This is a genomic window from Kribbella sp. NPDC023972, from assembly GCF_040639075.1.
Taxonomy (GTDB): Bacteria; Actinomycetota; Actinomycetes; order Propionibacteriales; family Kribbellaceae; genus Kribbella.
The window spans coordinates 54,066-79,341 of the sequence record NZ_JBEZZH010000014.1; the positions used below are offsets into that span (position 1 = coordinate 54,066).

20 protein-coding genes are annotated in these 25,276 nt (G+C 68.4%); 6 read left to right on the plus strand and 14 right to left on the minus strand.

What is annotated here, in order from left to right; translation table 11 throughout:
• Positions 1-45: 45 nt before the first annotated feature.
• Positions 46-918: a 1,4-dihydroxy-2-naphthoate polyprenyltransferase gene (locus AB0F43_RS35490; RefSeq protein ID WP_360487331.1), complete on the plus strand. Its 873-nt coding sequence runs from the start codon at positions 46-48 to the stop codon at positions 916-918.
• 177 nt (positions 919-1,095) lie between these two features.
• Here the strand turns inward: AB0F43_RS35490 and AB0F43_RS35495 are convergent, their stop codons facing one another.
• Positions 1,096-2,268 carry an epoxide hydrolase family protein gene (locus AB0F43_RS35495; protein WP_360487334.1) on the minus strand — a complete coding sequence of 391 codons (1,173 nt, stop codon included), beginning with the start codon at positions 2,266-2,268 and terminating at the stop codon, positions 1,096-1,098.
• 102 nt (positions 2,269-2,370) lie between these two features.
• Between AB0F43_RS35495 and AB0F43_RS35500 the strand changes: the two genes are divergently transcribed.
• The gene (locus tag AB0F43_RS35500; RefSeq protein WP_360487337.1) at positions 2,371-2,946 is read left to right on the plus strand and encodes a CGNR zinc finger domain-containing protein; all 576 of its coding nucleotides are present in this window, start codon (positions 2,371-2,373) and stop codon (positions 2,944-2,946) included.
• A gap of 143 nt (positions 2,947-3,089) precedes the next feature.
• Here AB0F43_RS35500 and AB0F43_RS35505 read toward each other — a convergent pair whose 3' ends face one another.
• Entirely contained in the window at positions 3,090-4,211 is a 1,122-nt protein-coding gene (locus tag AB0F43_RS35505) for a PLP-dependent cysteine synthase family protein (RefSeq protein WP_360487340.1), read from the minus strand.
• Between the two features lie 81 nt (positions 4,212-4,292).
• The gene (locus AB0F43_RS35510; protein WP_360487342.1) at positions 4,293-4,982 is read right to left on the minus strand and encodes a hypothetical protein; all 690 of its coding nucleotides are present in this window, start codon (positions 4,980-4,982) and stop codon (positions 4,293-4,295) included.
• 71 nt (positions 4,983-5,053) lie between these two features.
• Here AB0F43_RS35510 and AB0F43_RS35515 point away from each other — a divergent pair, with 71 nt between their 5' ends.
• Both AB0F43_RS35515 and AB0F43_RS35520 read left to right on the plus strand, forming a co-directional pair.
• Entirely contained in the window at positions 5,054-5,407 is a 354-nt protein-coding gene (locus AB0F43_RS35515) for a hypothetical protein (RefSeq protein WP_360487345.1), read from the plus strand.
• Positions 5,404-6,423, plus strand: a complete 1,020-nt coding sequence (locus tag AB0F43_RS35520) for a M48 family metallopeptidase (protein ID WP_360487348.1) — start codon at positions 5,404-5,406, stop codon at positions 6,421-6,423. The genes AB0F43_RS35515 and AB0F43_RS35520 overlap by 4 nt, the downstream gene beginning before the upstream one ends.
• Before the next feature lie 97 nt (positions 6,424-6,520).
• On the opposite strand, the gene AB0F43_RS35525 is transcribed toward AB0F43_RS35520, so the two are convergent.
• From AB0F43_RS35525 to hemL, 9 genes are all read right to left on the minus strand, one after another.
• Complete coding sequence (locus tag AB0F43_RS35525) at positions 6,521-8,086, minus strand: MFS transporter (RefSeq protein WP_360487350.1); 1,566 nt, start codon at positions 8,084-8,086, stop codon at positions 6,521-6,523.
• 55 nt (positions 8,087-8,141) lie between these two features.
• Complete coding sequence (locus tag AB0F43_RS35530; RefSeq protein ID WP_360487353.1) at positions 8,142-8,744, minus strand: TetR/AcrR family transcriptional regulator C-terminal ligand-binding domain-containing protein; 603 nt, start codon at positions 8,742-8,744, stop codon at positions 8,142-8,144.
• 333 nt (positions 8,745-9,077) lie between these two features.
• Entirely contained in the window at positions 9,078-9,329 is a 252-nt protein-coding gene (locus AB0F43_RS35535) for a DUF4229 domain-containing protein (protein WP_360487356.1), read from the minus strand.
• A gap of 1 nt (position 9,330) precedes the next feature.
• Positions 9,331-10,338 (minus strand): c-type cytochrome biogenesis protein CcsB, encoded by a 1,008-nt coding sequence (gene ccsB, locus AB0F43_RS35540; RefSeq protein ID WP_360487359.1) that lies wholly within the window; start codon positions 10,336-10,338, stop codon positions 9,331-9,333.
• A 118-nt stretch (positions 10,339-10,456) separates the two neighbouring features.
• Positions 10,457-12,025, minus strand: coding sequence for a cytochrome c biogenesis protein ResB (locus AB0F43_RS35545; protein ID WP_360487362.1), 1,569 nt, complete (start codon positions 12,023-12,025; stop codon positions 10,457-10,459).
• 1 nt (position 12,026) lies between these two features.
• Positions 12,027-12,770 carry a cytochrome c biogenesis protein CcdA gene (locus tag AB0F43_RS35550; protein ID WP_360487365.1) on the minus strand — a complete coding sequence of 248 codons (744 nt, stop codon included), beginning with the start codon at positions 12,768-12,770 and terminating at the stop codon, positions 12,027-12,029.
• Between the two features lie 16 nt (positions 12,771-12,786).
• Entirely contained in the window at positions 12,787-13,353 is a 567-nt protein-coding gene (locus tag AB0F43_RS35555; protein ID WP_360487368.1) for a TlpA disulfide reductase family protein, read from the minus strand.
• Complete coding sequence (locus tag AB0F43_RS35560; protein WP_360487619.1) at positions 13,353-13,976, minus strand: histidine phosphatase family protein; 624 nt, start codon at positions 13,974-13,976, stop codon at positions 13,353-13,355. Before AB0F43_RS35560 ends, AB0F43_RS35555 begins: the two co-directional genes overlap by 1 nt.
• 41 nt (positions 13,977-14,017) lie before the next feature.
• Positions 14,018-15,340: a glutamate-1-semialdehyde 2,1-aminomutase gene (gene hemL / locus AB0F43_RS35565; protein WP_360487372.1), complete on the minus strand. Its 1,323-nt coding sequence runs from the start codon at positions 15,338-15,340 to the stop codon at positions 14,018-14,020.
• A 241-nt stretch (positions 15,341-15,581) separates the two neighbouring features.
• On the opposite strand from hemL, the gene AB0F43_RS35570 reads away from it, so the two are divergent.
• Entirely contained in the window at positions 15,582-16,943 is a 1,362-nt protein-coding gene (locus AB0F43_RS35570) for a lytic murein transglycosylase (protein WP_360487375.1), read from the plus strand.
• A gap of 93 nt (positions 16,944-17,036) precedes the next feature.
• On the opposite strand, the gene AB0F43_RS35575 is transcribed toward AB0F43_RS35570, so the two are convergent.
• Both AB0F43_RS35575 and AB0F43_RS35580 read right to left on the minus strand, forming a co-directional pair.
• Positions 17,037-20,717, minus strand: coding sequence for a S8 family serine peptidase (locus AB0F43_RS35575; RefSeq protein ID WP_360487378.1), 3,681 nt, complete (start codon positions 20,715-20,717; stop codon positions 17,037-17,039).
• A gap of 183 nt (positions 20,718-20,900) precedes the next feature.
• The gene (locus AB0F43_RS35580) at positions 20,901-21,863 is read right to left on the minus strand and encodes an LLM class F420-dependent oxidoreductase (protein ID WP_360487381.1); all 963 of its coding nucleotides are present in this window, start codon (positions 21,861-21,863) and stop codon (positions 20,901-20,903) included.
• Positions 21,864-22,071: 208 nt separating this feature from the next.
• On the opposite strand from AB0F43_RS35580, the gene AB0F43_RS35585 reads away from it, so the two are divergent.
• Positions 22,072-25,230, plus strand: a complete 3,159-nt coding sequence (locus AB0F43_RS35585) for a glycoside hydrolase family 3 N-terminal domain-containing protein (RefSeq protein ID WP_360487384.1) — start codon at positions 22,072-22,074, stop codon at positions 25,228-25,230.
• The last annotated feature ends 46 nt before the right edge of the window (positions 25,231-25,276 follow it).

The window sequence follows — 25,276 nt, forward strand, 5'->3', positions numbered from 1 at the left end:
GCCCGGGCGCGGCGGCCCCACCCGCGGCTGACACAATCGACAGTCATGGCCACCCCTGCCCAGTGGATCGAAGGCGCACGCCCACGCACGCTGCCCGCCGCGATCGCGCCCGTCCTCGTCGGAACCGGTGCAGCCGCCTACCTGGACGGCTTCGTCTGGTGGAAGGCGCTGCTCGCTCTCGGTGTCGCCCTGGCCCTGCAGATCGGGGTCAACTACGCCAACGACTACAGCGACGGCATCCGCGGCACGGACGAGAACCGGGTCGGTCCACTGCGTCTGGTCGGCTCCAAAGTCGCCACGCCGGGACAGGTGAAGACCGCAGCGTTCACCTGCTTCGGCGTGGGCGCCGTACTCGGGGTCATCCTGTGCGCGACGTCCAACTGGTGGCTGCTGGTCGCGGGAGCGGCCTCACTGGTCGGAGCGTGGTTCTACACCGGCGGTAAGCGGCCGTACGGCTACCGGGCGCTCGGTGAGGTCAGCGTCTTCCTCTTCTTCGGGCTGGTCGCCGTACTCGGCACTACCTACGTGCAGGCCGAGACCCTGAGCTGGACGGCCCTGGCCGGCGCCGTAGCCATCGGCTCAATCGCCTGCGCCCTGCTGGTGGCCAACAACCTCCGCGACATCCCCACCGACACCGTCACCGGCAAGCGCACCCTGGCCGTCGTACTCGGTGCTGCACGCTCCAGGCAGTTGTACGCCGCCCTCATCGCGCTCGCCTTCATCCTTGCGATCGTCTCGGCGCTAGCAACCCCGTGGACCCTACTGGCTCTTATCGCCCTGCCCCTGGCCGCCAAGGCAGTCAAAGTAGTCATCAGCGACGCAGTAGGCCCCGCCCTCATCCCTGTCCTGAAGGCCACCGGCCTGACCGAACTCGCCTACGCCATCGGCCTGGCAGCCGGTTTGTGGATCGGCGGCTAGCACTTACCGCCGACGGGCCTGAAGTCACTCCGCCCACACCCTCAACTGCGACGGGCCGCTTTGATGGCGGAGAATGTCTGACCACGTTCTGCCGTCTCGATGAACTCGGTCCGGAAGCGGTCGGGCGACGCCTTGAGCCGGATCAGGCGGTGGTCGAGTGCCGGCACCCAGCCGCTTTCACCGATTAGCGGCCAGCACTGCCGCGAGGCCCTCTTGTAGATCTTTGACGAAATACTCGGGAACCTCCAGCGACGGGAAATGTCCGCCGCTTTCGGGCGACCTCCATCGGACGATCTGCCGGTACCGCTCCTGTGCCCAGGGGCGCGGACACTTCTCGATGTCGCGGGGATACACACTAATTGCTGACGGGACGTCGACCCGAAGTTCGGGGTCCAGCGAGTTGTGGCTTTCGTAGTAAATGCGGGCCGCCGATGCGCCGGTCCGCGTCAGCCAGTACAGGGTGACGTCGTCAAGAACTCTGTCTCTGGAAATCGTCTCGAACGGGCTGTCTTCGGTATCTGACCACTCGGCGAACTTGTCCAGGATCCAGGCGAGAAGCCCGACCGGTGAGTCGACGAGCGAGTAGCCGATGGTCTGCGGCCGGGTCGCCTGCTGCTTCGCGTACGCCGCGTGGTGGCGCGAGAAATCATGGGTTTCCTCGGTCCACTTGCGCTCGACCGCCGTCAGCCCGTCCGTTGTCAACCCGGGCGGTGCCTGCGCCAACACCGTGTGGATGCCGAGAACGTGCGCCGGGAACCGGCCGCCGAGAACCGTGGTGATCACACCACCCCAGTCGCCGCCGTGGGCTGCGAACTTGCCGTAGCCGAGCCGTCCCATCAGTTCCACCCACGCGGCCGCGATCTTTTCGGTTCCCCACCCGGTGGTGGCCGGCTTGTCGCTGTAACCAAAGCCTGGTAGCGACGGAACCACGACGTGGAACGCCGGCGCGTCCGCATCTTTCGGATCTGCCAGCTCGTCCACCACATCGATGAACTCGGCAATGCTGCCTGGCCACCCGTGCGTCAAGATCAGCGGAGTGGCATCCGCGCGCGCGGATCGGCGGTGCAGGAAGTGGATTCCCAGACCGTCAATGGTCGTGCGGAACTGGCCGATCCGGTCAAGGCGCTCTTCGAACGACCGCCAGTTGTACTCGGTGCGCCAGTAGTTCACGACATCGACGAGATCGGCGAGAGGAACGCCCTGTTCCCATCGGCGCGGGTCGGGCGCGGCGCGATAAACCGTCTCGGCCTCCGGCAGCCGCGCCGCGGCCAATCGCGCGCGTAGATCGTCGAGGTCAGCGTCAGTTGCGTGGGCTTCAAATGCTTGCACGTCGCTGGTTGGGCGGGGCATGAGACCTCCTGTCCATCGTGGAACCGGCTACAACCTTCGCGAACCGGCTAAGACGGTTCTAACATGCTTTCATGCCAGCCTGCAACCAGCTAAGGTGGTTCCATGCGTGCTGCGTTCCCTGACTTTCGCCTCGGTAACGTGCTGGCGACCAGCTTCACGGGGACTCTGTCGGAGCGTCATGGCGACGCTGTGGAGCGCATTCCCACGCCGCACCGGCTCGTCGACTGGCTGGCAGTGAACGGCCTCGCCGTGGACTCCTGCACCACCGCCCAGCTCGACCTCGCTCGGGAACTGAGGGAGTCGATTCACGCCGCCGCGACAGCGGCCGCGATCCAGGACGCTCTCCCCGCATCTGCTGTCCAAGTCATCAATGACTGCAGCGCTCAGGGTCGGGCCGCGGCCCTCCTGACGGCCGAGGGTAAGCGGCGCTGGCAGCTCAGCTCGGCTTCCCGCGTGGAAGACGCCCTCAGCGTGATCGCCGCCGACGCGATCAGCATCATCGCGGGCGAACGAGACGGAAAATTGGCCTTGTGCGCATCGCCGACCTGCCAAGCCGCCTTCTTGGACACCAGCCAAAGTCGCACCCGCAAATGGTGTGACATGAACACGTGCGGGAATCGTCAGAAGAAGGCGCGCTTCAACGCCAACCGGCGCAAAAACCCCAGATCAGCAGAGTGATCGTTACCTCGATACATCCAAGTGGTCCCCACGGTTGGCAGGCAGGCGTGGAGGTCTTCCAGGATGGCGGCGATTCCGGCGGCACAACGCATGCCGTCGCCTACGCTGGTCCGCTTCGTCTTAGCGCGCGTGGGTAGAACCCTCTACAAGGTCGGTTCGCGCCAGCGGCCGCTGGTGGCGAAGGTTTCCAGGGTGGCCATGTACGGGGAGATGTCGATGCCGTTCGTGCGCAGCCAGGCGTCGTCGTAGTACGTGTTGCCGTAGCGCTCGCCGCTGTCGCACAGCAGCGTGACGATGCTGCCGCGGGTCCCGGTACGGCGCATCTCCTCGGCCAGCCGTAGCGAGCCCCAGAGGTTGGTCCCGGTCGAGCCGCCGACCAGGCGGCCGGTGACCCGGGAGCAGAACCGCATCGCGGCGATCGAGGCGGCGTCCGGGACCGCGATCATCCGGTCGACCACGCCGAGCACGAACGACGGCTCCACCCGGGGCCGGCCGATTCCCTCGATCCGGGACGGGCGGCCGGTGGAGAAGTCGTCGTCAGCGGCCTCGTAGCCGGGGAAGAAGGCCGAGTTCTCCGGATCGACGACGCACACCGAGGTGTCGTAGCGCTGGTAGCGGACGTACCGGCCGATGGTGGCCGACGTACCGCCGGTGCCGGCGCCGACCACGATCCAGGCCGGGATCGGGTGCTGCTCGAGTTTCAGCTGGCCGAAGATCGACTCGGCGATGTTGTTGTTCCCCCGCCAGTCGGTGGCGCGTTCGGCGTACGTGAACTGGTCCATGTAGTGGCCGCCGGTCTCCTCGGCCAGCCGCTTCGCCTCGCCGTAGATCTGGCCGGACCGCTCGACGAAGTGGCAGCGGCCGCCGTAGAACTCGATCAGCTCGACCTTCTCCTGGCTGGTCGAGCGCGGCATCACCGCGATGAACGGCAGGCCGAGCAGGCGGGCGAAGTACGCCTCGCTGACCGCGGTCGAGCCGCTGGACGCCTCGATCACCGTGGTGCCCTCGCGGATCCAGCCGTTGCACAGCGCGTACAGGAACAGTGACCGGGCCAGCCGGTGCTTGAGCGAGCCGGTCGGGTGCACGGACTCGTCCTTCAGGTACAGGTCGACCCCGGTGAGGTCCGGCATCGGGAACACGTGCAGATGCGTGTCCGCGCTCCGGTTCGCGTCCGCGTCCACGATCCGGATCGCCTCGGAAACCCACGCCCGGGCCTTCTCGTCGCGCCGATCAACCTCGCGACACACCCCGTCAACCTCACTCATGCGGGCCAGGCTAAGTGCTATGGCCAGATTTGAGTATTCCTACGCTCGGTCACCGGACGCGCAGTCCACCGGCTGTGCCAGTCAGCCTCTGCGCCGACGCCGCCGACGACCTGGACGAACAACCCACCGCAGGCCGTCGGACGACGTCTCGGCCTCGATCACCGCACCCAGCGCCTCCTCGGAGAGGAGCCGTTCGAAGTCCGCCTCGTAGCGGGCGATCAGTTCAGGAGTGACCCCGCCCGGCGCCATCCGCGTGATGACGAAACAGTCCCCCGGCTCCTCGTCGTACGGCGAAGGATCCTCGATCAACGGGATCAGCGGCACCGACGCCAGGTCGCCGCCCTGCCCAGCCGGCGGCAACGGCCCGAGGTTCTTTCGCTCGCCGACGACGGACAGGGCGTCCAGAACCACCGGTTCGAAGAAGCTGACCATCTCGTCGACCGTCATCTCGGCCAGCTCCGGGCACACGACGGAGAATTCCGGTGACAGCAGCCTGCCGATCGCCGGCACCGCGCTCCGCCCGCGGCCATGCTTCTTCACCCGGTACTCCAGGCCCAGCGAAACACGCTCATATCCGCGCTGCGCGAGCCAGGCGGCACCGTCGTACTCGTCGAGCAGCTTCGCCTGCAGACGACCGAGCGCCTCCCACGCCTTGTCGGTCACCTGGTCGGAGAAGTCCTCCTCGAACGAACGACGGTCAGATGTCGGGGCGAGGTAGGCCCCACCGACTAACTGCAACCACGCGATCGCCACTGGCTCATCATCCTGCATGCACCAATGTCGGCCCTGATTTGAGTATTCCTACGCTCGGTCACTGGCCGCCGGGCCGGAACGATGAGTCCATGATTCCCCTGGGCCCGATCGAGTTCTCACCGGCGGAAGTGGCCATGATCCTCACTGTCATGGCACTGGTCGGCGTCTGCGCCGCCCTGCCCGCCACGATTCCGCTGGCCATCGTCGGCCACCGCCGCGCGGTGCAGTACCCCGGCTGGAACGCCCTCTGGTACTGGCTGTGCGGTACGGCGCTCACCATGGTGATCATGGGCGGCCTCATCCACACCGACCTCGGCTGGGCCGTCGTACCGCTCAGCTGGCTGCCCACCCTGCTGATCGCCTGGCTGCTCAAGCCCAGACACCGGCGACCCGGGGGCGAGTTAGGTTGGGGGGACATGACGACTGGGCAGGGGGAGCGATGAGCCAGCACGAAGAGCGGCCTACTCGGCAGCGGACCACGTTGACGGATATCAGTTCGCGGGCGTGGGAGCACCCGGCGGACCGGGGTGCACTGGTGGCGCTGCGGCAGCTGAAGGGGTTCGACTTCGTACTGCGGAAGCTGTCCGGGCTGATCAACGAGCGGGCCTTCCGGCTGCAGTTCCTCGGCTCGGCGATCCGGGTCGACGAGCGGCAGTTCCCGACCGTCCACCGGCTCTACACCGAGGCCGGTACGACGCTCGACGTACGCCAACTGCCGGAGCTCTACGTCACCAACAGCCCGATCTGGAACGCCGTCACCATCGGCATGGACAAGCCCTTCGTCGTCGTCAACAGCGCCCTGCTGCAGGGGCTGGACGAGGAGGAGCTGCGGTTCATCCTCGGTCACGAGCTCGGCCACGCGCAGAGCGGGCACGCGTTGTACCAGTCGCTGCTGTTCTGGCTGATGCGGCTCACCGGCGCGGTCAACTGGATGCCGATCGGCGCGCTCGGCATCCGCGCGATCATCGCCGCCCTGCACGAGTGGTCCCGCAAGGCCGAGCTGTCCGGCGACCGGGCCGGTCTGCTGGCCGTCCAGGACCCGGCCGTCGCGCTCCGCGTCCAGATGAAGCTGGCCAGCGGCGGGCAGCTCGGCGAGCTCGACACCACCGCGTTCCTGGCGCAGGGCACGGAGTACGAGAGCGCCGGGGACCTGCGCGACAGCGTGCTCAAGCTGCTGCTGCTCGAGGCCCAGTCGCACCCGCTGGCCGTCATCCGGGCGCACGAGCTGCGCCGCTGGGTGGACGAGGGCGAGTACACCTCGATCGTGTCCGGCACCTACCCGAAGCGGCAGGACGACAGCAGCGCCTCGATGTCGCAGGAGGCGAAGAACGCGGCCAAGTCCTACTCCGACGCCTTCGCTCGCTCCCAGGACCCGCTCGCCAAGCTCCTCCGCGACCTGGGCGACGGCCTCGGCGGCGTCCGCGACTGGGTCTCCACCCGATTCCCACCCAGACCCTGACCGAGTGATCGAGCTCCAGGACATCGGGCCCGACGACACGTACGACGAAGGGCCCGCTTCCCCCTCCCGGGAAGCGGGCCCTTCGGGTTTCAGGTGGTCAGCCCATGTGGACGGGGCTCTGGCCGTCGGTGGCCAGGTCCTTGTGCTTGATGGACAGGCCGATGATGGTGACGACGGCCGCGCCAAGCATCAGGAACGTCGACCACAGGAACGCGCGGGTGAACCCGTGCGTGGTCGCCACCGCGGTGAACTGACCCTCCAGTTGCTTCACCTGCTCCGGCGTCGAGCCGGACTGGGCCGCCTGCTGCAGGCCCGGGGCCAGCTCGGTGAACTTGTCCTTGATCGCGTTGGCGGAGATCGTGCCGAGCAGCGCCAGGCCGACCGCACCACCGATCTGCTGGACCGTGTTCAGCACCGCGGAGCCGACACCGGAGTCCTCGTTCGCGACCCCGCTGACCGCGGTCAGCGTGAGCGGCACGAAGATCAGGCCCATCCCGAACGACAGCAGCAGGATGAACGGCAGCAGGTGGGTCAGGTACGACGAGTCCACCGCGAGCCGGCTGAACCCGAACATCCCGCCGGCCACCAGCACCCCACCGGCACCGGAGATCCAGCGCGGGTCCATCTTCGCCACCAGCGTCGACGCGACCTGCGCGGCGATCACGATGCCGACACTGAACGGCAGGAAGGCGAACCCGGTCTTCAGCGCGCTGTAACCCATGATGTTCTGCACGAAGATGCCCAGGAAGTAGAACATCGAGAACATCGCGGCACCGACGACCAGCATCACGAAGAAGCTGATCCCCCGGGTGCGGTTGGCCAGGATCCGGAACGGCATCAGCGCGTGCCGCGACCGGGCCTCGATACCGAGGAAGACCGCGAGCAGGCCGAGACCGCCGAGGATGAACAGCAGCGTGAGCGAGTCACCCCAGCCGTCCGTCGCTGCGTGGGTCAGGCCGTAGACCAGCGAGGTCAGACCCGCCGTACCGGTGATTGCGCCGGCCAGGTCGAACTTGCCGGTCTGGCGCTCGGACTCCCCGAGGAAGCGGAAGGCGAGCACCGCCACCAGGAGGCCGATCGGGGTGTTGATGAAGAAGGTCCACCGCCAGTCCGCCTCGGTCAGCGCACCGCCGAGGATCAGGCCGACGGCCGCGCCGGCGCCGGACATCGCGGCGTACACGCCCATCGCGCGGTTGCGCTCCTTGCCGGCCGGGAAGGTGGTGGTGATCAGCGCGAGCGCGTTCGGCGAGGCCGCCGCCGCCGCGAGACCCTGCAGGATCCGGCTGGCCAGCAGCACGCCCTCGCTCTGGGCGATACCGCCGACGAACGACGCCACCCCGAACAGGACGACGCCGAACACGAACACCTTGCGGCGGCCGAGGATGTCCCCGATCCGGCCGCCCAGCAGCAGCAGGCCGCCGAAGGCCAGCGCGTAGGCGTTGACCACCCACGGCAGCGTGGCGTTGCTGAAGCCGAGTTCGTTCTGGATGTGCGGCAACGCGATGTTGACGATGGTGCCGTCCAGCACCACCATCAGCTGCGCCATGCTGATCAGCGCCAGCGCGATACCTAGATGGCGGTGACCGTGGCCGTTCTGTGGCTCCGGCACCGAATCGGCCGGGCGCCGGTCCGGCGGATCGGCCTTGACGACGTCTTCGGACATGAAACTTCCCCTCGCTACTGTGCTTGTCTTGGTCGCGGACCGGCCCCTCAACCGGTCAGCTCGCCTGCGACCCCCGCGCCGCAGGCAGGATCACGTTGTCGATCACTCGGAGGATCAGGTCGTCGGTGGGCTCGACACCGAGGACGTAGGCGTGGTGGATGATCACCGCCGGCAACGTCGTCGACAGCAACTGCACGTCGACGTCCGGCGCGATCTCACCGCGCTCTACGGCACGGCCGTAGATCCGGTTCGTCAGGGCGATCCGGGGGGCCAGGAACAGCTCCTGGAACGCCCGCTGCAGCTCCGGGTCCCGGTGCAGCGCGGTCAGCAGACCGGCGATCACCGACATCGGCATCTCGTCGGTGAAACCGCCGTCACCACACGACATCGAGATCAGGTCACCGCGCAGGCTGCCGGTGTCGACGTCCTCCGGCATCGGGCAGCCCTTCGCCCGGCTGATCGCGTCGACGACCAGGTCGGCCTTGGTGGTCCAGCGCCGGTACAGCGTCGCCTTGCTGGCCTTGGCGGCCGTCGCCACCGCATCCATCGTCAGCCGGTCGTAGCCGAGCTCGGCCAGCACCGCGACGGTCGCATCGAGGATCTCCTCCTCGCGACCACCCTCGACCCGAGGCCGATGCCGTACACCCGCTGACTCCACAACTCATCACCCTGCGTAAACCTGTAGCCACCGATAGAACGAAACGGTTTCGTTTCATCCACCACTCTACGACTCATGTGAACGCATGCACAAACAGTTTTTCGGTGGAATCCAGAGTGGCTTAGATCACTCGCTGTACCAGTCGCTTCAGTGGTACGACGCTCCGCCGCGCAAGGCCGGCGTACTCACCCGACCAGTCAGAGCCGACTCTTGGGGGCTTGAACAAGAACTGGTGGGCTGGACAGGCTATTTCCTGTCTCAGCCCACCAGAAGGTGTTCAAAGCCTCCGAGGTCGGGGTGGCCCCGAGGTCTGGGGTGGGTGGCTGAGGGGTCTCAGTCGTCGTCTTCGGCGGTGCGAGCCTGCTCGATGCGGTGCGAGATCTTCTCGGCGCGCTGCTCGATCTTGCCGGCCAGGCGGTCGCGGGCGGCGCGGAGGACGAAGATCGAGAGGATCGAGGAGACGATCAGGGCCAGCAGCAACAGCGGGAAGATGGTCAGCCAGTTGTTCAGCGCGAGCCAGAGCGCACCGAAGCAGACGGCGAACAGCGCCGCCCGCAGGCCGGTGTAGATCGCGAACTCCTTCATCTCAGACTCCAGCGTAGGAGTGCAGGCCGGAGACCAACAGGTTCACGCCGACGAAGTTGAAGATGAAGACGAACCAGCCGACGATCGCGATCGTCGCGGCCCGGCGACCACGCCAGCCCGCCGTCGCCCGCGCGTGCAGGTAGGCGGCGTACACGACCCAGGTGACCAGCGACCAGACCTCCTTCGGGTCCCAGCCCCAGTAGCGGCCCCAGGCGTACTCCGCCCAGATCGGACCGGCCACGAGTACGCCGAAGGTCCACAGCGGGAAGGCGAACGCCAGCACCTTGTACGCCGTACCGTCCATCGCCTCGGCACTCGGCAGCCGGCGCAGCGACGCCGACATGGTCCCACCGGCCAGCACGCGCCGCTCGGCCCGCGCCTTGATCAGGTACAGCACCGACACCAGTCCACCGACGGTGAACGCGCCACCGGAGATCGCGGCCGCGGACACGTGGATGACGAGCCAGTACGAGTGCAGCGCCGGCACGAGCGGTCCGGCCGGGGTGTACAGCGCGAGAGTCGCCAGCCCAAGTACGGCGGCCACCACCAGCGTGACGCCGAGACCCAGCCACTGCAGGCGGTAGCGGTGCACGAAGATCAGGTAGACCGCAGCCACCGCGAGCGATGCCGTGATCGAGAACTCGTACATGTTGCCCCACGGCACACGCTCGGCCGCGAGACCACGCGTCACCACTCCACCCAGATGCAGCACGAACGCCAGCCAGGTCAGCAACAACCCAACCCGGCTAGCCGCCTCCATCCGCTCTGTCCGGCTCTCGGAGGTCACGTCAGCCGAGTCGCCGACAGCAGCTGTACCGGCTGGCCCACTCGAGGTCTGCTCAGAGCCGTCGGCCGCAACCAGAACCTCGCCCTTGACGTCAGCAGTCTTGGCTACCGCTGCGCGGCCCATGGCCCATTCGAGGGCGTGGGAGACCATCGCCAGGGCGTAGATGACCGTAGCGGTCGGGACCAGCAGGTTGGAGACTTGCGCGTAGGTCTCCGGTGTCATGGGGCCTCCCGGTCTGGACTGAGGAGCGGAGGGAGCGAAGCGACTGGAGTGACGAGGGAAGACCGGGAGCCAAGGCCCCATGACCCCGCCGGCGCCGGAGGCCCGGCCATATGCACAGTCATGGTTTCTCCTGCGTGCTCGATCGATCTGGTTGGAGTGCCTTGCTGATGGCCTGGAGCTCGTCGCCGAGGCCGCGCTCGGGTCCGCGGTCCAGGCCCGCGACCTCGACCACGGTACGCCCGTCCTCGGACCGGACCCGCACCCAGGTACGGCGTGGGTGCACGAACAGCGACCCCATCAGCCCGAGGATCGCCAGCAGGATGCCCGCCAGCGCGAGGTCCGTGCCCGGCGTGTGGCTGATCTGCAGCTTCACCCACCGGCTGTAGCCGTCGAAGGTGATCGAGCCCATCTTGTCCGGCAGGGTGGTGGTCTGCCCCGGTGCCATCTGGAACCGCAGCTTGTCACCGTTCTGCTCGAACTGGGTCAGCTTCGACTTGTCCAGCTGGTACACCGACTCCGGCTTCCCGGTCTCCGGCTGCGGCCGGCCGTAGTACGCCGTCATCACCAGCTGGGGGTTGAGGTCGTCGGGGAACACCGAGATCGGTCCGCGCTGGTCGATCACCGCGGTCGGCAGGAAGAACCCTTCGAAGCCGAGCTGGGCCGGCCGGGCGTCCGGGGCCTTGATCACCCCGAACGACGAGAAGTTGCCGTCCTGCGGAAGGAACGGCACCGGCCCGGAGAACGCGACCTGGCCGTCCCCGTCCCGTACCGTCACCCGCGGCGCGTAGCCGTGGCCGAGCAGGTAGACGCTGCTCCCGTCGAGCTTCAACGGGTGGTTGACCTTCAGGTCGTACGACTTCTCCGGCGCGTCCGGCGTCTCCTGGTAGGTCAGCTGCGCGTTGAACTCACGCGCCGCGCCCTTCTGCGGGCCGTCCTCCTGGAACTTCACCTGGAAGTCCTTCACCGTCAGCGAGAACGGCGGCAGCGCGTCCTCGCTGAACACCCGGCCCGGCGCGAAGTCGTCGTACTGCGCCAGCGAGTTGGAGAAACCGTTGCCCACGACAACCAGTACGGTGCCGCGGTAGCCGAACAGCGAACCCCAGGCGACGCCGATCAGCGCCAGGATCAGGGAGAAGTGGAAGAGCAGGTTGCCCGCCTCGCGCAGGTAACCGCGCTCGGCGCCGACGGCACCGTCGTACGCCTGCACCCGGAAACGACGCCGGCGAAGCTCGCGGGTCGCGACCTCGAGTACGTCGCCGGGCGCGTCGACCGTGAACCGCTGGTAGCCGGGCAGCCGGTTGAGGTTGCGCGGCGGCTTCGGCGGCCGGGCCCGGACGGCCTTCAGGTACACGCCGAGCCGGGGCACCACACACCCGATCAGCGAGATGAACAGCAGCAGGTAGATGGCCGAGAACCAGGCCGACTTGTAGACGTCGAACAGCCCGAGCTTGTCGTAGAACGGCCCGAGTTTCGGATGCGCCTCGAGGAAGTCCGCCACTTTGATCGGGTCGATCGGCGTCTGCGGGATGAGCGACCCCGGGACGGCGCCCAGCGCGAGCAGGAAGAGCAGCACCAGCGCCGTCTTCATCGAGGTGAGCTGGCGCCAGCTCCAGCGCAGCCAGCCCACGAACCCCAACGCGGGCGGCGGCTCGGGCGGCGTGGTGACGCGATCCTTCACCTCGGTCACGTCACACCGCCGACCCGAAGTTGCTGACCCATTGCCTGAGGTCGGCGGTCATCGAATCCCACACTCCCGTCAGCAGCAGCAGTCCCACCGCGATCATCAGCACGCCGCCGACCCGGATCACCAGCAACTGGTGCGCCCGGACCCACGCCACCGCGGCAAGCATCCGCCGGAAGGCCAGCGCCGCGACGATGAACGGGATGCCCAGCCCGAGGCTGAACACGATCGCCAGCATCGCACCCCGCCCGGTGCTGCCCTCGGTCGCGGCCAGCGTCATCACGGTGCCGAGCGTCGGCCCGATACACGGCGTCCAGCCGAACCCGAACAGTACGCCGAGCAGCGGGGCCGCCGCGATCCCGACGGCCGGCACCCGGTGCACCCGCAGATCCTTCTGCAGGAACCCGAAGCCGCCGAGGAACACCAGTCCCAGTACGACGGTCAATGCGCCGAGTACGCGAGTGATCGCGGTCTGATGCTCCAGCAACGCGTCACCCGCGGCCCCGAAGACCACGCCGGTGAGGATGAACACGGCCGAGAACCCGGCGACGAACAGGGCGGTCCCGGCCAGCATCCGGCCGCGTTGCTTCGACCCGAGCTCGGCCGCGGACAAACCGGTCACGTAGGACAGGTAGCCGGGCAGCAGCGGGACGACGCACGGCGAGAAGAACGAGATCGTTCCGGCCAGCACCGCGATCGGCAGTGCCACCAGCATCGAGCCCGTCATCGACTCGGCGAACCAGTCACCCATCAGCCTGTGGCGCCAATCATCGAGCGTCAGCCACCATTCCGAGCAGGGTCTGCTTCGACACCTCACCGAGGACGCGCGCGGCGACCTTGCCGTTCTTGTCGATCACCAGGGTGCTCGGGATCGCCGACGGACTGATCTGCCCCCGGAAGCCGAGCAGCAGTTTGCCGCTCGGATCGAAGATGCTCGGGTAGGTCATGCCGAACTCCTGGGCGAACTTACGGGGCGGCGCCTTGTCCAGGTCCCGGGTGTTCAGCCCGACGAACTGCACCGACGGGCCGAGTTCCTTCGCTGCCGCGACCAGGTCGGGAGCCTCCTTGCGGCAGGGGTTGCACCACGAGCCCCACACGTTCAGCACGACCACCTTGCCGGTCTGGTCGGCCAGGCTCCAGGTCTTGCCGTCGAGGGTCGTGCCGGTGAGCGCCGGGGCCTGCTTGCGGTCGGCCGGAGCGAACACGGACACGTTGCCCGAGCCGCTGACGAACCCGGTCTGTCCCTGCCGGTTCTGCGCCGCCTGCTGCCCGGACGAACAGGCCGTCGCGGCCAGCAGCACCGCGGCGAAGACAACCGTCGTACGGCGGAACATCACGCGCCGCCCACGAACTTCTTCGGGTTCTTCACCGGCAACAGGTCCTTGGCCGGCTCGGCGTAGCCGACCGAGACGATCGAGTCGCCGTGGAAGGTGAACGAGGTCAGGCTGGCCAGGCTGCACTGCCGCTTGCGCGGGTCGTGCATCAGCCGGCGGCCCTCGATCGCGGACCGGACGATCCAGATCGGCAGCTGGTGCGACACGATCAGCGCCTCGTGCCCGGCGGCCTTCTGCCGGGCGGTCTCGATCGCGTCCCGCATCCGGCGGACGATCTGCTGGTACGGCTCACCCCAGGACGGCTTGACCGGGTTGCGCAGCAGCCACCAGGCGCTGGGGTTCTTCAGCGCGCCGTCGCCGACGCCGAACTTCTTGCCCTCGAACAGGTTCGCCGCCTCGATCACCCGCTCGTCGATGTCCGGCGTCAGCCCGAGGAGCTTGGCGATCGGCTCCATCGTCTCCTGGGCCCGCTCCAGCGGCGAGCTGACCAGGTGCACGATGTCGCGGCCGGCCACGTGGTCGGCGACCCGCTCGGCCATCTTCCGGCCCAGCTCGGACAGGTGGAAGTCGGGGATCCGGCCGTAGAGCACTCCGGTCGGGTTGTGCACCTCGCCGTGACGCATCAGGTGCACGACCGTCGTTTCGGTCACCGCTGCCGTTCCCTTCAGTTCTGTACGGCGGCTGCCGCGCGGGCTGCCGGGGCGAGGGCGGACTCCAGCTCGGCCAGCGCGTCGTCGTCGATCGCACTGCTGACGAACCAGGCCTCGAACGCACTCGGCGGCAGGTAGACGCCAGCGTCCAGCATGGCATGGAAGAACGCCGCGAACCGGGGCAGCACCTGGGCATTCGCCCCGGCGAAGTCCCGGATCTCGACAGGTCCCTCCGAGGACTCCACGAAGAAGACGCTGAAGAGGTTCCCGGCCGCCTGGATGACGTGCGGCACACCTTCCTTCTCCAGCGCGTTGGCGACCAGCCGCTGGATGGCGGCCGAGGTCTCGTCGAGCTTGGCGTAGACCTCGTCGGTTGCCAGTCGCAACGTGGTCAGGCCGGCCGCGGTGGCGACCGGGTTCCCGGACAGGGTGCCCGCCTGGTAGACCGAGCCCTCCGGCGCCAGGTGTGCCATGACGTCGGCCCGTCCGCCGAACGCGGCCGCGGGGAACCCACCGCCCATCACCTTGCCGAACGTCATCAGGTCGGGCTGTACGCCGTCCACGCCGTACCAACCGGAGCGGGTGATCCGGAAGCCGGTCATCACCTCGTCCGAGATGAACAGCGCGCCGTTGTCCGCGCACGTCCTGGCCAGGAAGGCGTTGAAGTCGTCCCGGGGCGGGACCACGCCCATGTTGCCCGGCGAGGCCTCGGTGATCACGGCCGCGATCTGGTCGCCGTACTCGGCGAAGGCGGCGGTGACGGCGGGCTGGTCGTTGTACGGCAGCACGATCGTGTCCGCCGTGATGGCTTCGGTGACCCCCGGCGTACCAGGGATGCCGAGGGTGATGACGCCGGAACCGGCCTGGGCCAGCAGCGCGTCCACGTGGCCGTGGTAGCAGCCGGCGAACTTGATGATCTTGGCGCGGCCGGTGAAACCGCGGGCCAGCCGGAGCGCGGACATGGTCGCCTCGGTCCCGGACGACACCAGCCGGACCTTGTCCACCGGCGTCCGGGCGACGATCTCCTCGGCGAGCAGGACCTCGGTCTCGGTCGGCGTCCCGTACGACGTACCGCGGGAAACGGCGGCCTGGACGGCGGCGGTCACCTCCGGGTGGGCATGACCGAGCAGCATCGGCCCCCAGGAGCAGACCAGGTCGAGGTAGCGGTTGCCGTCGACGTCGGTGATGTGACATCGGTCACCCGATGCCATGAAACGCGGCACGCCGCCGACGGCGCGGAACGCACGCACGGGAGAGTTGACCCCGCCCGGGGTGACTGCGGAGGCCCTGTCGAAGAGCGCGGCGGACTGTTCTGTGTGGTCGGGCACGGCGGCCATTCTCCCCGACGCACCAGCCGATCAGATGGGCGGGCAGGACCAATCGGGGCCCCGAGGGCTTCACTTGTGCGTTGTTACGCGCCAGTATGGGTACCCGGTGACAGCTCGTACACGGTCTCGTCCGGCGCGTAACCCACGCACGGGGCGGACGTTAGACCAACTGCGAGGCAGCCGAACAGACGAAATGACGTGTCCGCGGCGTGGGGCCGGGCAGGTCGATGAGTCACGGAGGGGATCATCGATGGCGAAGGGCAAGCGCCGCGCCACGGGCAGCGGATGGCGGCAGATGGCGCCACTGGTCCCGTTGGCGTTGTTCGCGAGCGCGTTCACCGTCAGCGCCACGGACGATCCGGCGGTTGCCACGGCCTCGCTGGAACAGGGACTGTCCGGCAAGGACCCGGTCGTGGTCCCGGCCAAGCCGATCACCCAGCCGGCCAACGTGCCGGTGCCCGGTGTGGTCGGCCATGGTGTCGACCCCGGCGAGCAGCCGACCCAGGTCGTCTCGGGACTGTCCCGGAACGGGATCCCGACCCTGGCTCTGAAGGCGTACTCACGGGCCCAGCAGGTGATGGCCCAGGTCGACCCGGCCTGCCACCTGCCCTGGACGCTGGTGGCGGCGATCGGTCGCGTCGAGTCGAACCACGGCCGCTTCGGCGGCAACGCGCTGAACTCGAAGGGCGTCGCCGTACCGGGCATCTTCGGCCCCCGGCTGGACGGCGTCAGTACGGCGCGGATCACCGACACCGACGCGGGTGCGTTCGACGGTGACGGCGCCTTCGACCGCGCGGTCGGCCCGATGCAGTTCATCCCCGGCACCTGGCGCTCGATGGGCGTGGACGGCGACGGCGACGGCGTGCGGAACCCGCAGGACATCGACGACGCGGCCATGTCGACCGCGGTGTACCTGTGCTCCGGCAAGACCGACCTGTCCAAGGCGAGCGACCTGAACTCGGCCGTCCTGCGCTACAACCACTCCCAGCAGTACGCCGACCTGGTGCTGAGCATCGCCAAGGCGTACGCCGGTGGCAGCTGGATCGCGGTCGGCAACGGGACCGAGGACGGTGACCAGGGCATCGACCGGGCCGGCGACCAGATCGGCGACCCGACCATCGACGCCCCGGCCGAGGAGAACCTGCCACAGGCGCAGGATCTCCCGACCTACCCCGGGGCGACCAAGCCGACGCCCACGCCGGTGGAGCAGAGCGGCAAGCCGAGCACCAACCCGACCAAGACCCCGCCGTCGACCACCAAGCCGACGCCGAAGCCGACCACCAAGCCGCCGGCGGACGACCCGACCGTTCCGTCGACCCCCAAGCCGCCACCGTCGACGCCGAGCACCCCGGGTGTCGCGACCCTGAAGACCGCCGCCGGCCTGATCGTCGGCACGGCCGGCAGTACGGTGGCCGAGCTGACCAAGGCCACGCAGTACTGCCAGGCCGAGATGGCGAAGGTGACCATCACCAAGCCGACGCAGGACCAGCTGCAGAAGTGCGTGACCGCCTACCAGACCGGCGGCACCAAGGCCGTCGACCAGGTCATCCGCAACCTGCTGTCCGCGCTCGGCCTGCTCGGCGTCCTGGGTGGAGGCCTGGGCGGAAGCTGATCCATCGGACCGGCGCGCCTACCCCCACCCCTCCCTGGGCGCGCCCCTGGCGACGCCACGGAGCCCCTCCCCCCGGCTTCGTGGCGTCGCCCTTTATCGTTCTACGGCCCAGGCCCGCTCGATGGTCTGGCTGATCTTGTTGCCGACCAGATCCGTCGCCGTCACCCGGATGTTCGCGTACGACGCCGCACCCGGCGCGACCGGGATCCGCGCTCCCACCGCGCCACCGAGACCCCGCGGACCGAGCGGCAACCGCTGCCACGTCGTACCGTCGTACGAGATCTCCGCGGTGGTCCGGAACAGCCCCAGCCCGCGGACACCCGGCTGGTATCCGGGCTTCAGCTCGAGCCAGCCGTTGGCGACCGTGTAGTCGACCTGGACGAGCGGCAGCACTGACCGTCCGCGGGCCGGCTGGGAGAAGAAGTGCCACTCGGTGCGGGTCGCGGTGGACGTGGTCGCCCAGCTGTTCGGGCCGCGCTTCTGATCCAGGACCAGGTCGTACCAGGCCGCCTTCGCCGGAACCGCGAACTGTGCGACGGACCAGTTCTTGCTGCCGAGCTTCACGCCGTTGCTGCTGAGCTCGAGGTTCGTCACGTCCCCGCGGTCGCCCCAGCCGTAGATGTCACCGTCGCCGCTGACGTACTGCGGGATCGCGATCCGCACCGCGTTCTCGAACCGGGCGGCGGGCAGGCCTTCGGACTCGCTGCCGGTGGCGTTGTCTGGGGTGGCCGGACGCATCAGGGACTCCCACCAGCCGCGGGTGATCTTCTCGTTCGGCCGGTAGCCGCGGGCGACGGTGTACTCGATCCCGGACTCGTTCCACTCCCCTGCCGCCGTCTTCTCGTCCCACGTGACGCCCTTGACGTCGGTGGCGAGGTAGTCGATCCGGGTGACCGGGCCGGTGACCAGACGAGACGAGGACAGACCTGTGCTGATGCCGGGCAGGTGGGCGATCCGCTGGTCCCTGTGCAGGTGCCACGCGTCGTTGCGGTGGAAGTCCGTGGTCACCGCGGCCGGGCGCATCTTCCCGATGTCATACGTCAGGGGGCCGTTCACCGTGGACGGTCCGACTGCCAGGTCGTACCGGTAGGTGCTGTCGAGCAGACCGTTGAGCTGGAATGTCACCGGGCCCTGGGCCAGCAGGGCGAGCAGTCGCCTTCCCTGCTCGGCACCCAGCAGGTAGAACGGGATGCCCTGATCCGAGCTGGTCGACCAGAAGCCAGGCTGCTCGTTGTACATGAAGATCGCTCTGGCACCGGCATCCTTCGCCGCCTTGACCTGCCCCTCGACCTCGTCCGGGGACCGCCAGCGGACCAGCGCCACCTTGTCCTTCGCCCCGGCCAGCTCCTCCGCCGTCCCGTCGCCGCCGTTGAACAGCGGCAGCTTCTCGTTCCCGAGGAAGACGGTCCGGTACGACGCCTCGTCCGGTGTAGGCAGCCGGAAGCTGCTCCCCGTGCCCTGTACGTCGACGGTCAGCCTGGGCTGCGCGAGATCCCACCGCTGCACGACCTGGAAGGTGCCGTTGGCAACCTTCCCGAACTCCTGCACGTAGACGCCGTTGGCGACGCGCTCGTTGAACGCCCAGCCGGAGACCGCGTCCCGGTCACCGATCTTGCGATGCCAGGCGACCCCCACGGACTGCGCGTCGGCTCGCCGTGGCGTCTTCACCGTCACCTTGTGCGCCGCCCGGGCGTCGAAGGTGAAGGTGCGGTCGCGGTCGATCCACTCGTCCGGATCGCCCATCAGCGTGACCGAGTTGGTCCAGTCGGCCTCGTCGCCGCCCATCGCGTACGCCATCACGCTGTACCGCCCGGTCGGCACCTCGAGGGTCCGGCTGCCGGTCTGGTCGAACGCGATCGCGGTGACGTCACCGGTGTCCTGGTTCCACAGCTGGACACCGCTCGCACCCGTCTTCGTGGTGGCGGGCTGCCCGTCGCGGCCGACGCCCTTCACCGTCACCTGATGCAGTCGTCCGCCGGCCGCGAAACCGAGCCCGGTCCGGTACGACGTACCGCCTGAACTTGCCGTGAGGACGCCGGAGTACTTGGCCGGCGAGATCTTGGCCAGGTCGAGGGTGACGGTTGCGGACGCCCTACCGCCGGCCGGGATGGTGAGGCGCGCCGGGGTGACCGTGAGGGCGGCGTTGATCTTCGCGGGCGACTGGGCGCCGACGCTCAGGTCGAGCGTGACCGGCCGGGTCGAGTTGTTGCGATAGGCAACCTTGCGGGTGACCGGCGCCGGGGCGGTGGGCCCGCTCCAGGACAGGTCGCCGAGGAAGAGGTTCGCGGTGTCCGGCAGGACCTTCGGGTCGAGTGCCTTCGGGATGTCGATCCGGCCGAGACCCTGCTGATCGGCCCTTGCCGCGGCCGACGGGACAGCGGTCGCGGCAAGGGCAGCCTTCAGTTGCTGCCCGGTCCAGTCCGGGTGGCGCTGGGCCAGGATCGCGGCGGCGCCGGCGACGTGCGGAGTCGCCATCGAGGTGCCGCTCATCGCCGTGTAGTACTGGCTGAGCACGTGACCCTGCTCGGTCCCGGCCGCGCGGGCGGCCGCGATCTCGACGCCGGGCGCGGTCACCTCGGGCTTCAGCGCGCCGTCGCCGAGACGCGGGCCGCGGCTGGAGAAGCTCGCGAGCTGGTCGTCGCGATCGACCGCGCCGACGGTCAGCGCCTCGGCCGCCGTACCGGGAGAACCAACGGTTTCCTCCGCGCCGGAATTGCCGGCCGCGATCACGAACAGGGCGCCGCTGGACTTGGACAACTGGTCGACGGCCTGGCTCATCGGGTCGGAGCCGTCGGTCGGCCAGCCGCCGAGACTCATGCTGATCACCTTCGCGCCCTGCTGGACGGCCCACTCCATCCCGGCGATCGCCTCGGAGTCCAGGCCGCTACCGCGGTTGTCGAGGACCTTGCCGACCAGCAGTTCCGCGCCCGGCGCGACACCCTTCCGCCTGCCGTCGGACGCCGTACCGAGGCCGGCCACGATCGACGCGGTGTGGGTGCCGTGGCCGTGCAGGTCCTGGACCGGCTGGTCAGGGATGAAGCTCTCCGCCGCGACCACCTGCTTGGCGAGGTCGGGGTGGCCGGCGTCGTACCCGGTGTCGAGGACGGCCACCTTGACGCCGCGGCCGTCGTACCCGGATTTCCAGGCGGTCGGGGCACCGATCTGTTTCGTGGACTGGTCGAGGGTGGCGTGGGTGCGGCCGTCGAGCCAGATCTTGCTCAGCTGACTGCTCTTGAACGTCGTGGGTCCGCTGACGCTGTCCCAGAAGGTCTTCGCCTCGGACTTCCGCACGCTGACCGCCGTGCTGCCGACGCTGCGCAGCGTACGGCGGACGGTCGCGGCCGTGGGGGCCTGAGGGGTGTTGCGCAGGGTCGACGGCGCGGTGAGGAGGAGTGGCAGCCGGTCGCTGCTCGCGTCGTCGTACCCCTGCGCAACAAGCTCGGTGAGGTTGAAGAGCCGCTGGTCGAGGCGGCCCACGGTGAGCAGCTGGTACGCCGAGGCCGGGACCAGGCTGAGGTCGCCGTCGAAGTTGCCGAAGTAGTACGGCTCGTCGCTGGTCAGCCGGGCGGAGACCTGGCCGTTCGAACTGGTGGTCAGCTCCGCGACGTCACCCGTGACCAGGGTGATCCGGTGCGTGCTCGCACCTGGTGTCGGCCGCTCGGTGGCCGTACCGCCCGGGGAGGCGGCGTTCGCGGAGGTGGTCGCCAGCAGCAGGGAACTGGCGACCACCATCGCGAACAGGCTCTTCGCGAGTCGTGACGATCGGGTAGTCACAGGGGGATACCTCCCGACGCCCCGACCCACGCGAGGCCCTCGTCGGGAGCCTTACAGTTGCCCTAGGCCCCGGTCCACCGGTCTTCGTGACGGACTCCCGCCATGACCGGTTCTGGTCACGACCTTGAGAACCCACCAGCCATTTCCAGCGCGGAAAAGTGATCGGTGGGTTCTCAAGGTGGGTTACGCGAAGCGCTTGGCTACCTGCTCCATCCGGTCGACCAGGTCCAGGTCGTAGGCGACACCCGGGACGTAGAAGTTGACGTAGTCGGCGCCGGCCTCCAGGGCGGCCTCGACCTTGACCGCGATCTCGTCCTCGGTGGCGATCAGGTTGTCCCGGTCGAACTTCTCCCGGTTCATCGGGCCGAGCGCCTTCTCGGTGGCCCGCTGCGGGTCGTCACCCTTGTCGATCGGGAACACGTTGAAGTTGGTCGACTTGATGATCTCGTCGTAGTCGCGGCCGAGCTTGTCGCAGTGCTGCCGCAGGATGGCGCACTTCTCCCTGATCACCTCGGGGTTGCCACCACCGATGTTCGCGGCGTCGCCGTACTCCGCGACCAGCTTCAGCGTGACCTGCGGGCCGCCGCCGCCGATCCAGAAGCTCGGGTGCGGCTTGCGCACACCCTTCGGCTCGTTGATCGGCTCGTTGATCGAGTAGTACTTGCCGTTGTAGACCGGCTTGTCCTCGGTCCACATCTTGTAGATGATCTCGGTGGCCTCCCGGAAGGCGGCCATCCGCGGCTTCACCTCGGTCCACTCGTAGCCGTACGCCTTCCACTCGTGCTCGTACCAGCCGGCGCCGATCCCGGCGTACAGCCGGCCGTGGCTGGCGACGTCAACGGTGGACGCGATCTTCGCGTACAGCGCCGGGTTGCGGTATCCGTTGCAGCCGACCATCTGGCCGATGTTCACCCGCTGGGTGTCGCGGGCCAGCGCCGCGGTCGCGGACCAGCACTCGAAGGTGGTGTTGTCACTCGGCTCCGGCACGGTGTGGAAGTGGTCGAACAGCCAGATCGAGTCCCACGACTGGTCGTCGGCCCGCTTGGCGACCGCGGTCATCGCCTCCCACTGATCGATCGGATCCGCGATCTGCGCCAGATCCATCTTCCAGCCCTGCGGAACGAAAATGCCGAAACGTGTAGTCATACCCCCATCCTTTCCGGCGAGCCGCACCACGGTCCATCGCTGTGACTACTGAATTCGTTCTCAATCGAACCACTGCGGTTTCTGAATCACCGACGGCGTGAGAGCGCTCTAGTTCCGGAACCGGTGAGGTCTTGACCCGGTGCCGGGCAGCGCTGAGAGTCGGCCCGAGACGCGGGTGAGGCCCCGCGCCCGAGTCTAGGAGTCGCCCATGCCCAGGTGGCCTGTTCTTCGACCACGACGTCGTACGGCGGTCATCGTCGCGGCCGGACTGATCGCAAGCTTCCTCCCCGCGGCGCAGGCGGCGGATGATCCGGCGCCGATCGTGCTGGCCGCGTTCGAGGGGGCGGAGCCATTCGCGTCGCCGCCGAGTCCCGGCATCTTCGGGTGGGGCAGTGACGGTGACGACCCGCCGACGATGGAGCAGCAGGCGCGGGCCGACGCACCGGGCGGCGAGAAGGTGCTGCACGGGACATACAACATCAGCGGCTGGGGTGGGTTCACCCACAACGTGACGTTCGACCAGAACCCGGGCGACTGGTCGGCGTACAAGGGCGTCCGGTTCTGGTGGTACGGCCAGAACACCGCGCCGCTGCCGCCCGGGTCGGGCAAGCGGATCTTCTTCGAGATCAAGGACGGCGGCACCAACGCCGAGGCCTCCGAGCTGTGGAACACCACCTTCACCGACGACTGGCAGGGCTGGCACCTGGTCGAGATCCCGTTCAGCGACCTGGTCTACCGCGGTGACTACCAACCGGTCGGCGGGATCGACCAGGTGCTCAGCCTGACCCACATGTGGGGTTACGCCTTCACCATGCCGGCCGGGTCGCCGGGTGAGTTCGCGATCGACCAGGTCGAGGTGTTCGGCAAGGCCGACCCGGCTTTGAAGGCCAGTGTCGTCACCGATGCCGGCGTCTACCCGGTGAAGGAAGGCGGCACCGCCGAGGTCAAGATCTCCGTCGCGACCACCGGCAGCACGCCACTCGAGGAGCCTGTCACGGTCGCCTACCGCACCGGCACCGGCAGCGCCGCGCCGGACGACTACACACCCGTGACCGGATCCATCACCTTCCCCGCTGGTACGCCGTCCGGCGCAGCACAGGTCGTCGACGTCATGACGACGAAGGACAACACCGCCGAGGTCGCCGAGACGATCCCGCTGGAGCTCACCGTCACGGGCGCCAAGCCACCGTCGACCCAGCCGACCGTGGTGATCAACGCGCACGACCTGCCCTACCTCAACAGCAAGCTCCCGGTGAACAAGCGCGCCGCGGACCTGCTGTCCCGGATGACGCTGGCCGAGAAGGTCGGCCAGATGACCCAGGCCGAACGCAACGCACTCCGGTCCCGCACCGACATCGCGACGTACGCTCTCGGCTCACTGCTGTCCGGTGGCGGCTCGGTGCCGACGCCGAACACCCCGGCAGCGTGGGCCGCGATGATCGACACCTTCCAGTTGAACGCGCAGGCGACCCGGCTGCAGATCCCGTTGATCTACGGTGTCGACGCCGTCCACGGGCACAACAACGTGGTCGGTGCGACGATCCTGCCGCACAACATCGGCATCGGCGCGACCCGCGATCCGGACCTGGCCCGCCGCACCGGCGAGGTGACCGCGAGCGAGGTGCGCGCGACCGGCATCCCCTGGGATTTCGCGCCGTGCGTGTGCGTGGTGCGCGACGACCGCTGGGGCCGGACCTACGAGGGGTACGGCGAGGATCCGGCGCTGGTGCAGTCGATGGCGACCGTGATCACCGGCCTCCAAGGCAAGGCCGACGGCAGCCAGCTCAAGCAGAACAACCGCGTGCTGGCGACGGCGAAACACTTCGTCGGCGACGGCGGGACGACGTTCGGATCATCGACGACCGGCTCCTACACGATCGACCAGGGGATCACCGAAGTCACCCGGGAACAGTTGGAGAAGGTGCACCTCGCGCCGTTCCAGACCTCGGTCGACCTCGGCGTCGGCACGGTGATGCCGTCGTACTCGAGTGTCGCCGTCGACGGACAGGCGCCGGTGAAGATGCACGGGAACGGCGAGCTGATCAACGGGGTGCTGAAGGACCGGATGGGCTTCGACGGGTTCGTGATCAGCGACTGGCAGGCGATCGACCAACTCCCGGGTGACTACCCCAGTGACATCCGGACGTCGGTCAACGCCGGCCTCGACATGATCATGGTGCCGACGAACTACCAGGGTTTCACCCAGGGCCTGACCGACGAGGTCAACGCCGGCCGGGTTCCGGTCAGCCGCATCGACGACGCGGTCCGGCGGATCCTGACCGAGAAGTTCAAGCTCGGGCTGTTCGAGCGCCCGTACGCCGACACCTCACGCATCGCCGAGATCGGATCGGCCGCACACCGAGCGGTCGGACGGGAGGCCGCGGCCAAGTCGCAGGTGCTGCTGAAGAACCACGGCAACCTCTTGCCGCTCGCCTCCACCGCGAAGGTCTACGTGGCCGGCAGCAACGCGAACGATCTCGGCAACCAGCTGGGCGGCTGGAGCATCAGCTGGCAGGGCGGTTCGGGTACGACGACCACCGGTACGACGATCCTGGACGGGATCAGGCAAGTGGTGCCGTCGGCAACGTTCAGCGCGGACGCGTCGGCTCCGGTGGACGGTCATGACGTCGGCGTGGTCGTGGTCGGCGAACGCCCGTACGCCGAGGGAATCGGTGACGTGGGCAACGGTCATGACCTGGAGCTGTCGGCCGCCGACAAGGCCGCGGTGGACAAGGTGTGCGCGGCGATGAAGTGCGTCGTGCTGATCGTGTCCGGCCGGCCGCAGGTGATCGCGGAACAGCTCGGCACGATCGACGCGTTGGTCGCGTCGTGGTTGCCGGGCACCGAGGGTGCGGGGGTCGCGGACGTGTTGTTCGGCATGCGGCCCTTCACCGGTCGCCTCCCGGTCAGCTGGCCGCGCGCGGAAGACCAGCAGCCGTTGAATGTCGGTGATGCGTCCTACGATCCGCAGTACCCCTACGGCTGGGGTCTGACCACGCAGGCGACGGCCCGGCAGAAGCTGGCGGAGGCTCGCAACGTCCTGCTGCGCAAACACGATCCGTACGCGGTAGCCGCGGGTGTCGCTGCCGGTGTCGCGCTCCGCGTCGAGGACTGGTCGGGGCCGCAGGCAACCATCGCGCTCGCCGCCCTCGCACAGTCTGCTCGGTACCTCGAGCGGACGACGGCGGACTCCCACGCCGAGGGCGACGCGGTGGTGAGCGCCGCCCGATGGATCGCGCAGAACCGCATCGGCCAGAACGTCGATGAGCCGACCTCCAAACTCACCTCCGACGCCGAGCACCTGCTCCTGACCGGACAGCTCGGTGCCGCCGTCAACAAGCTGACGGCGGCCTTCAGGCTCAGCTAGCACGAGCGACGGCCGGGACGGCCCCTCACCATCCCGGCCGTCACCC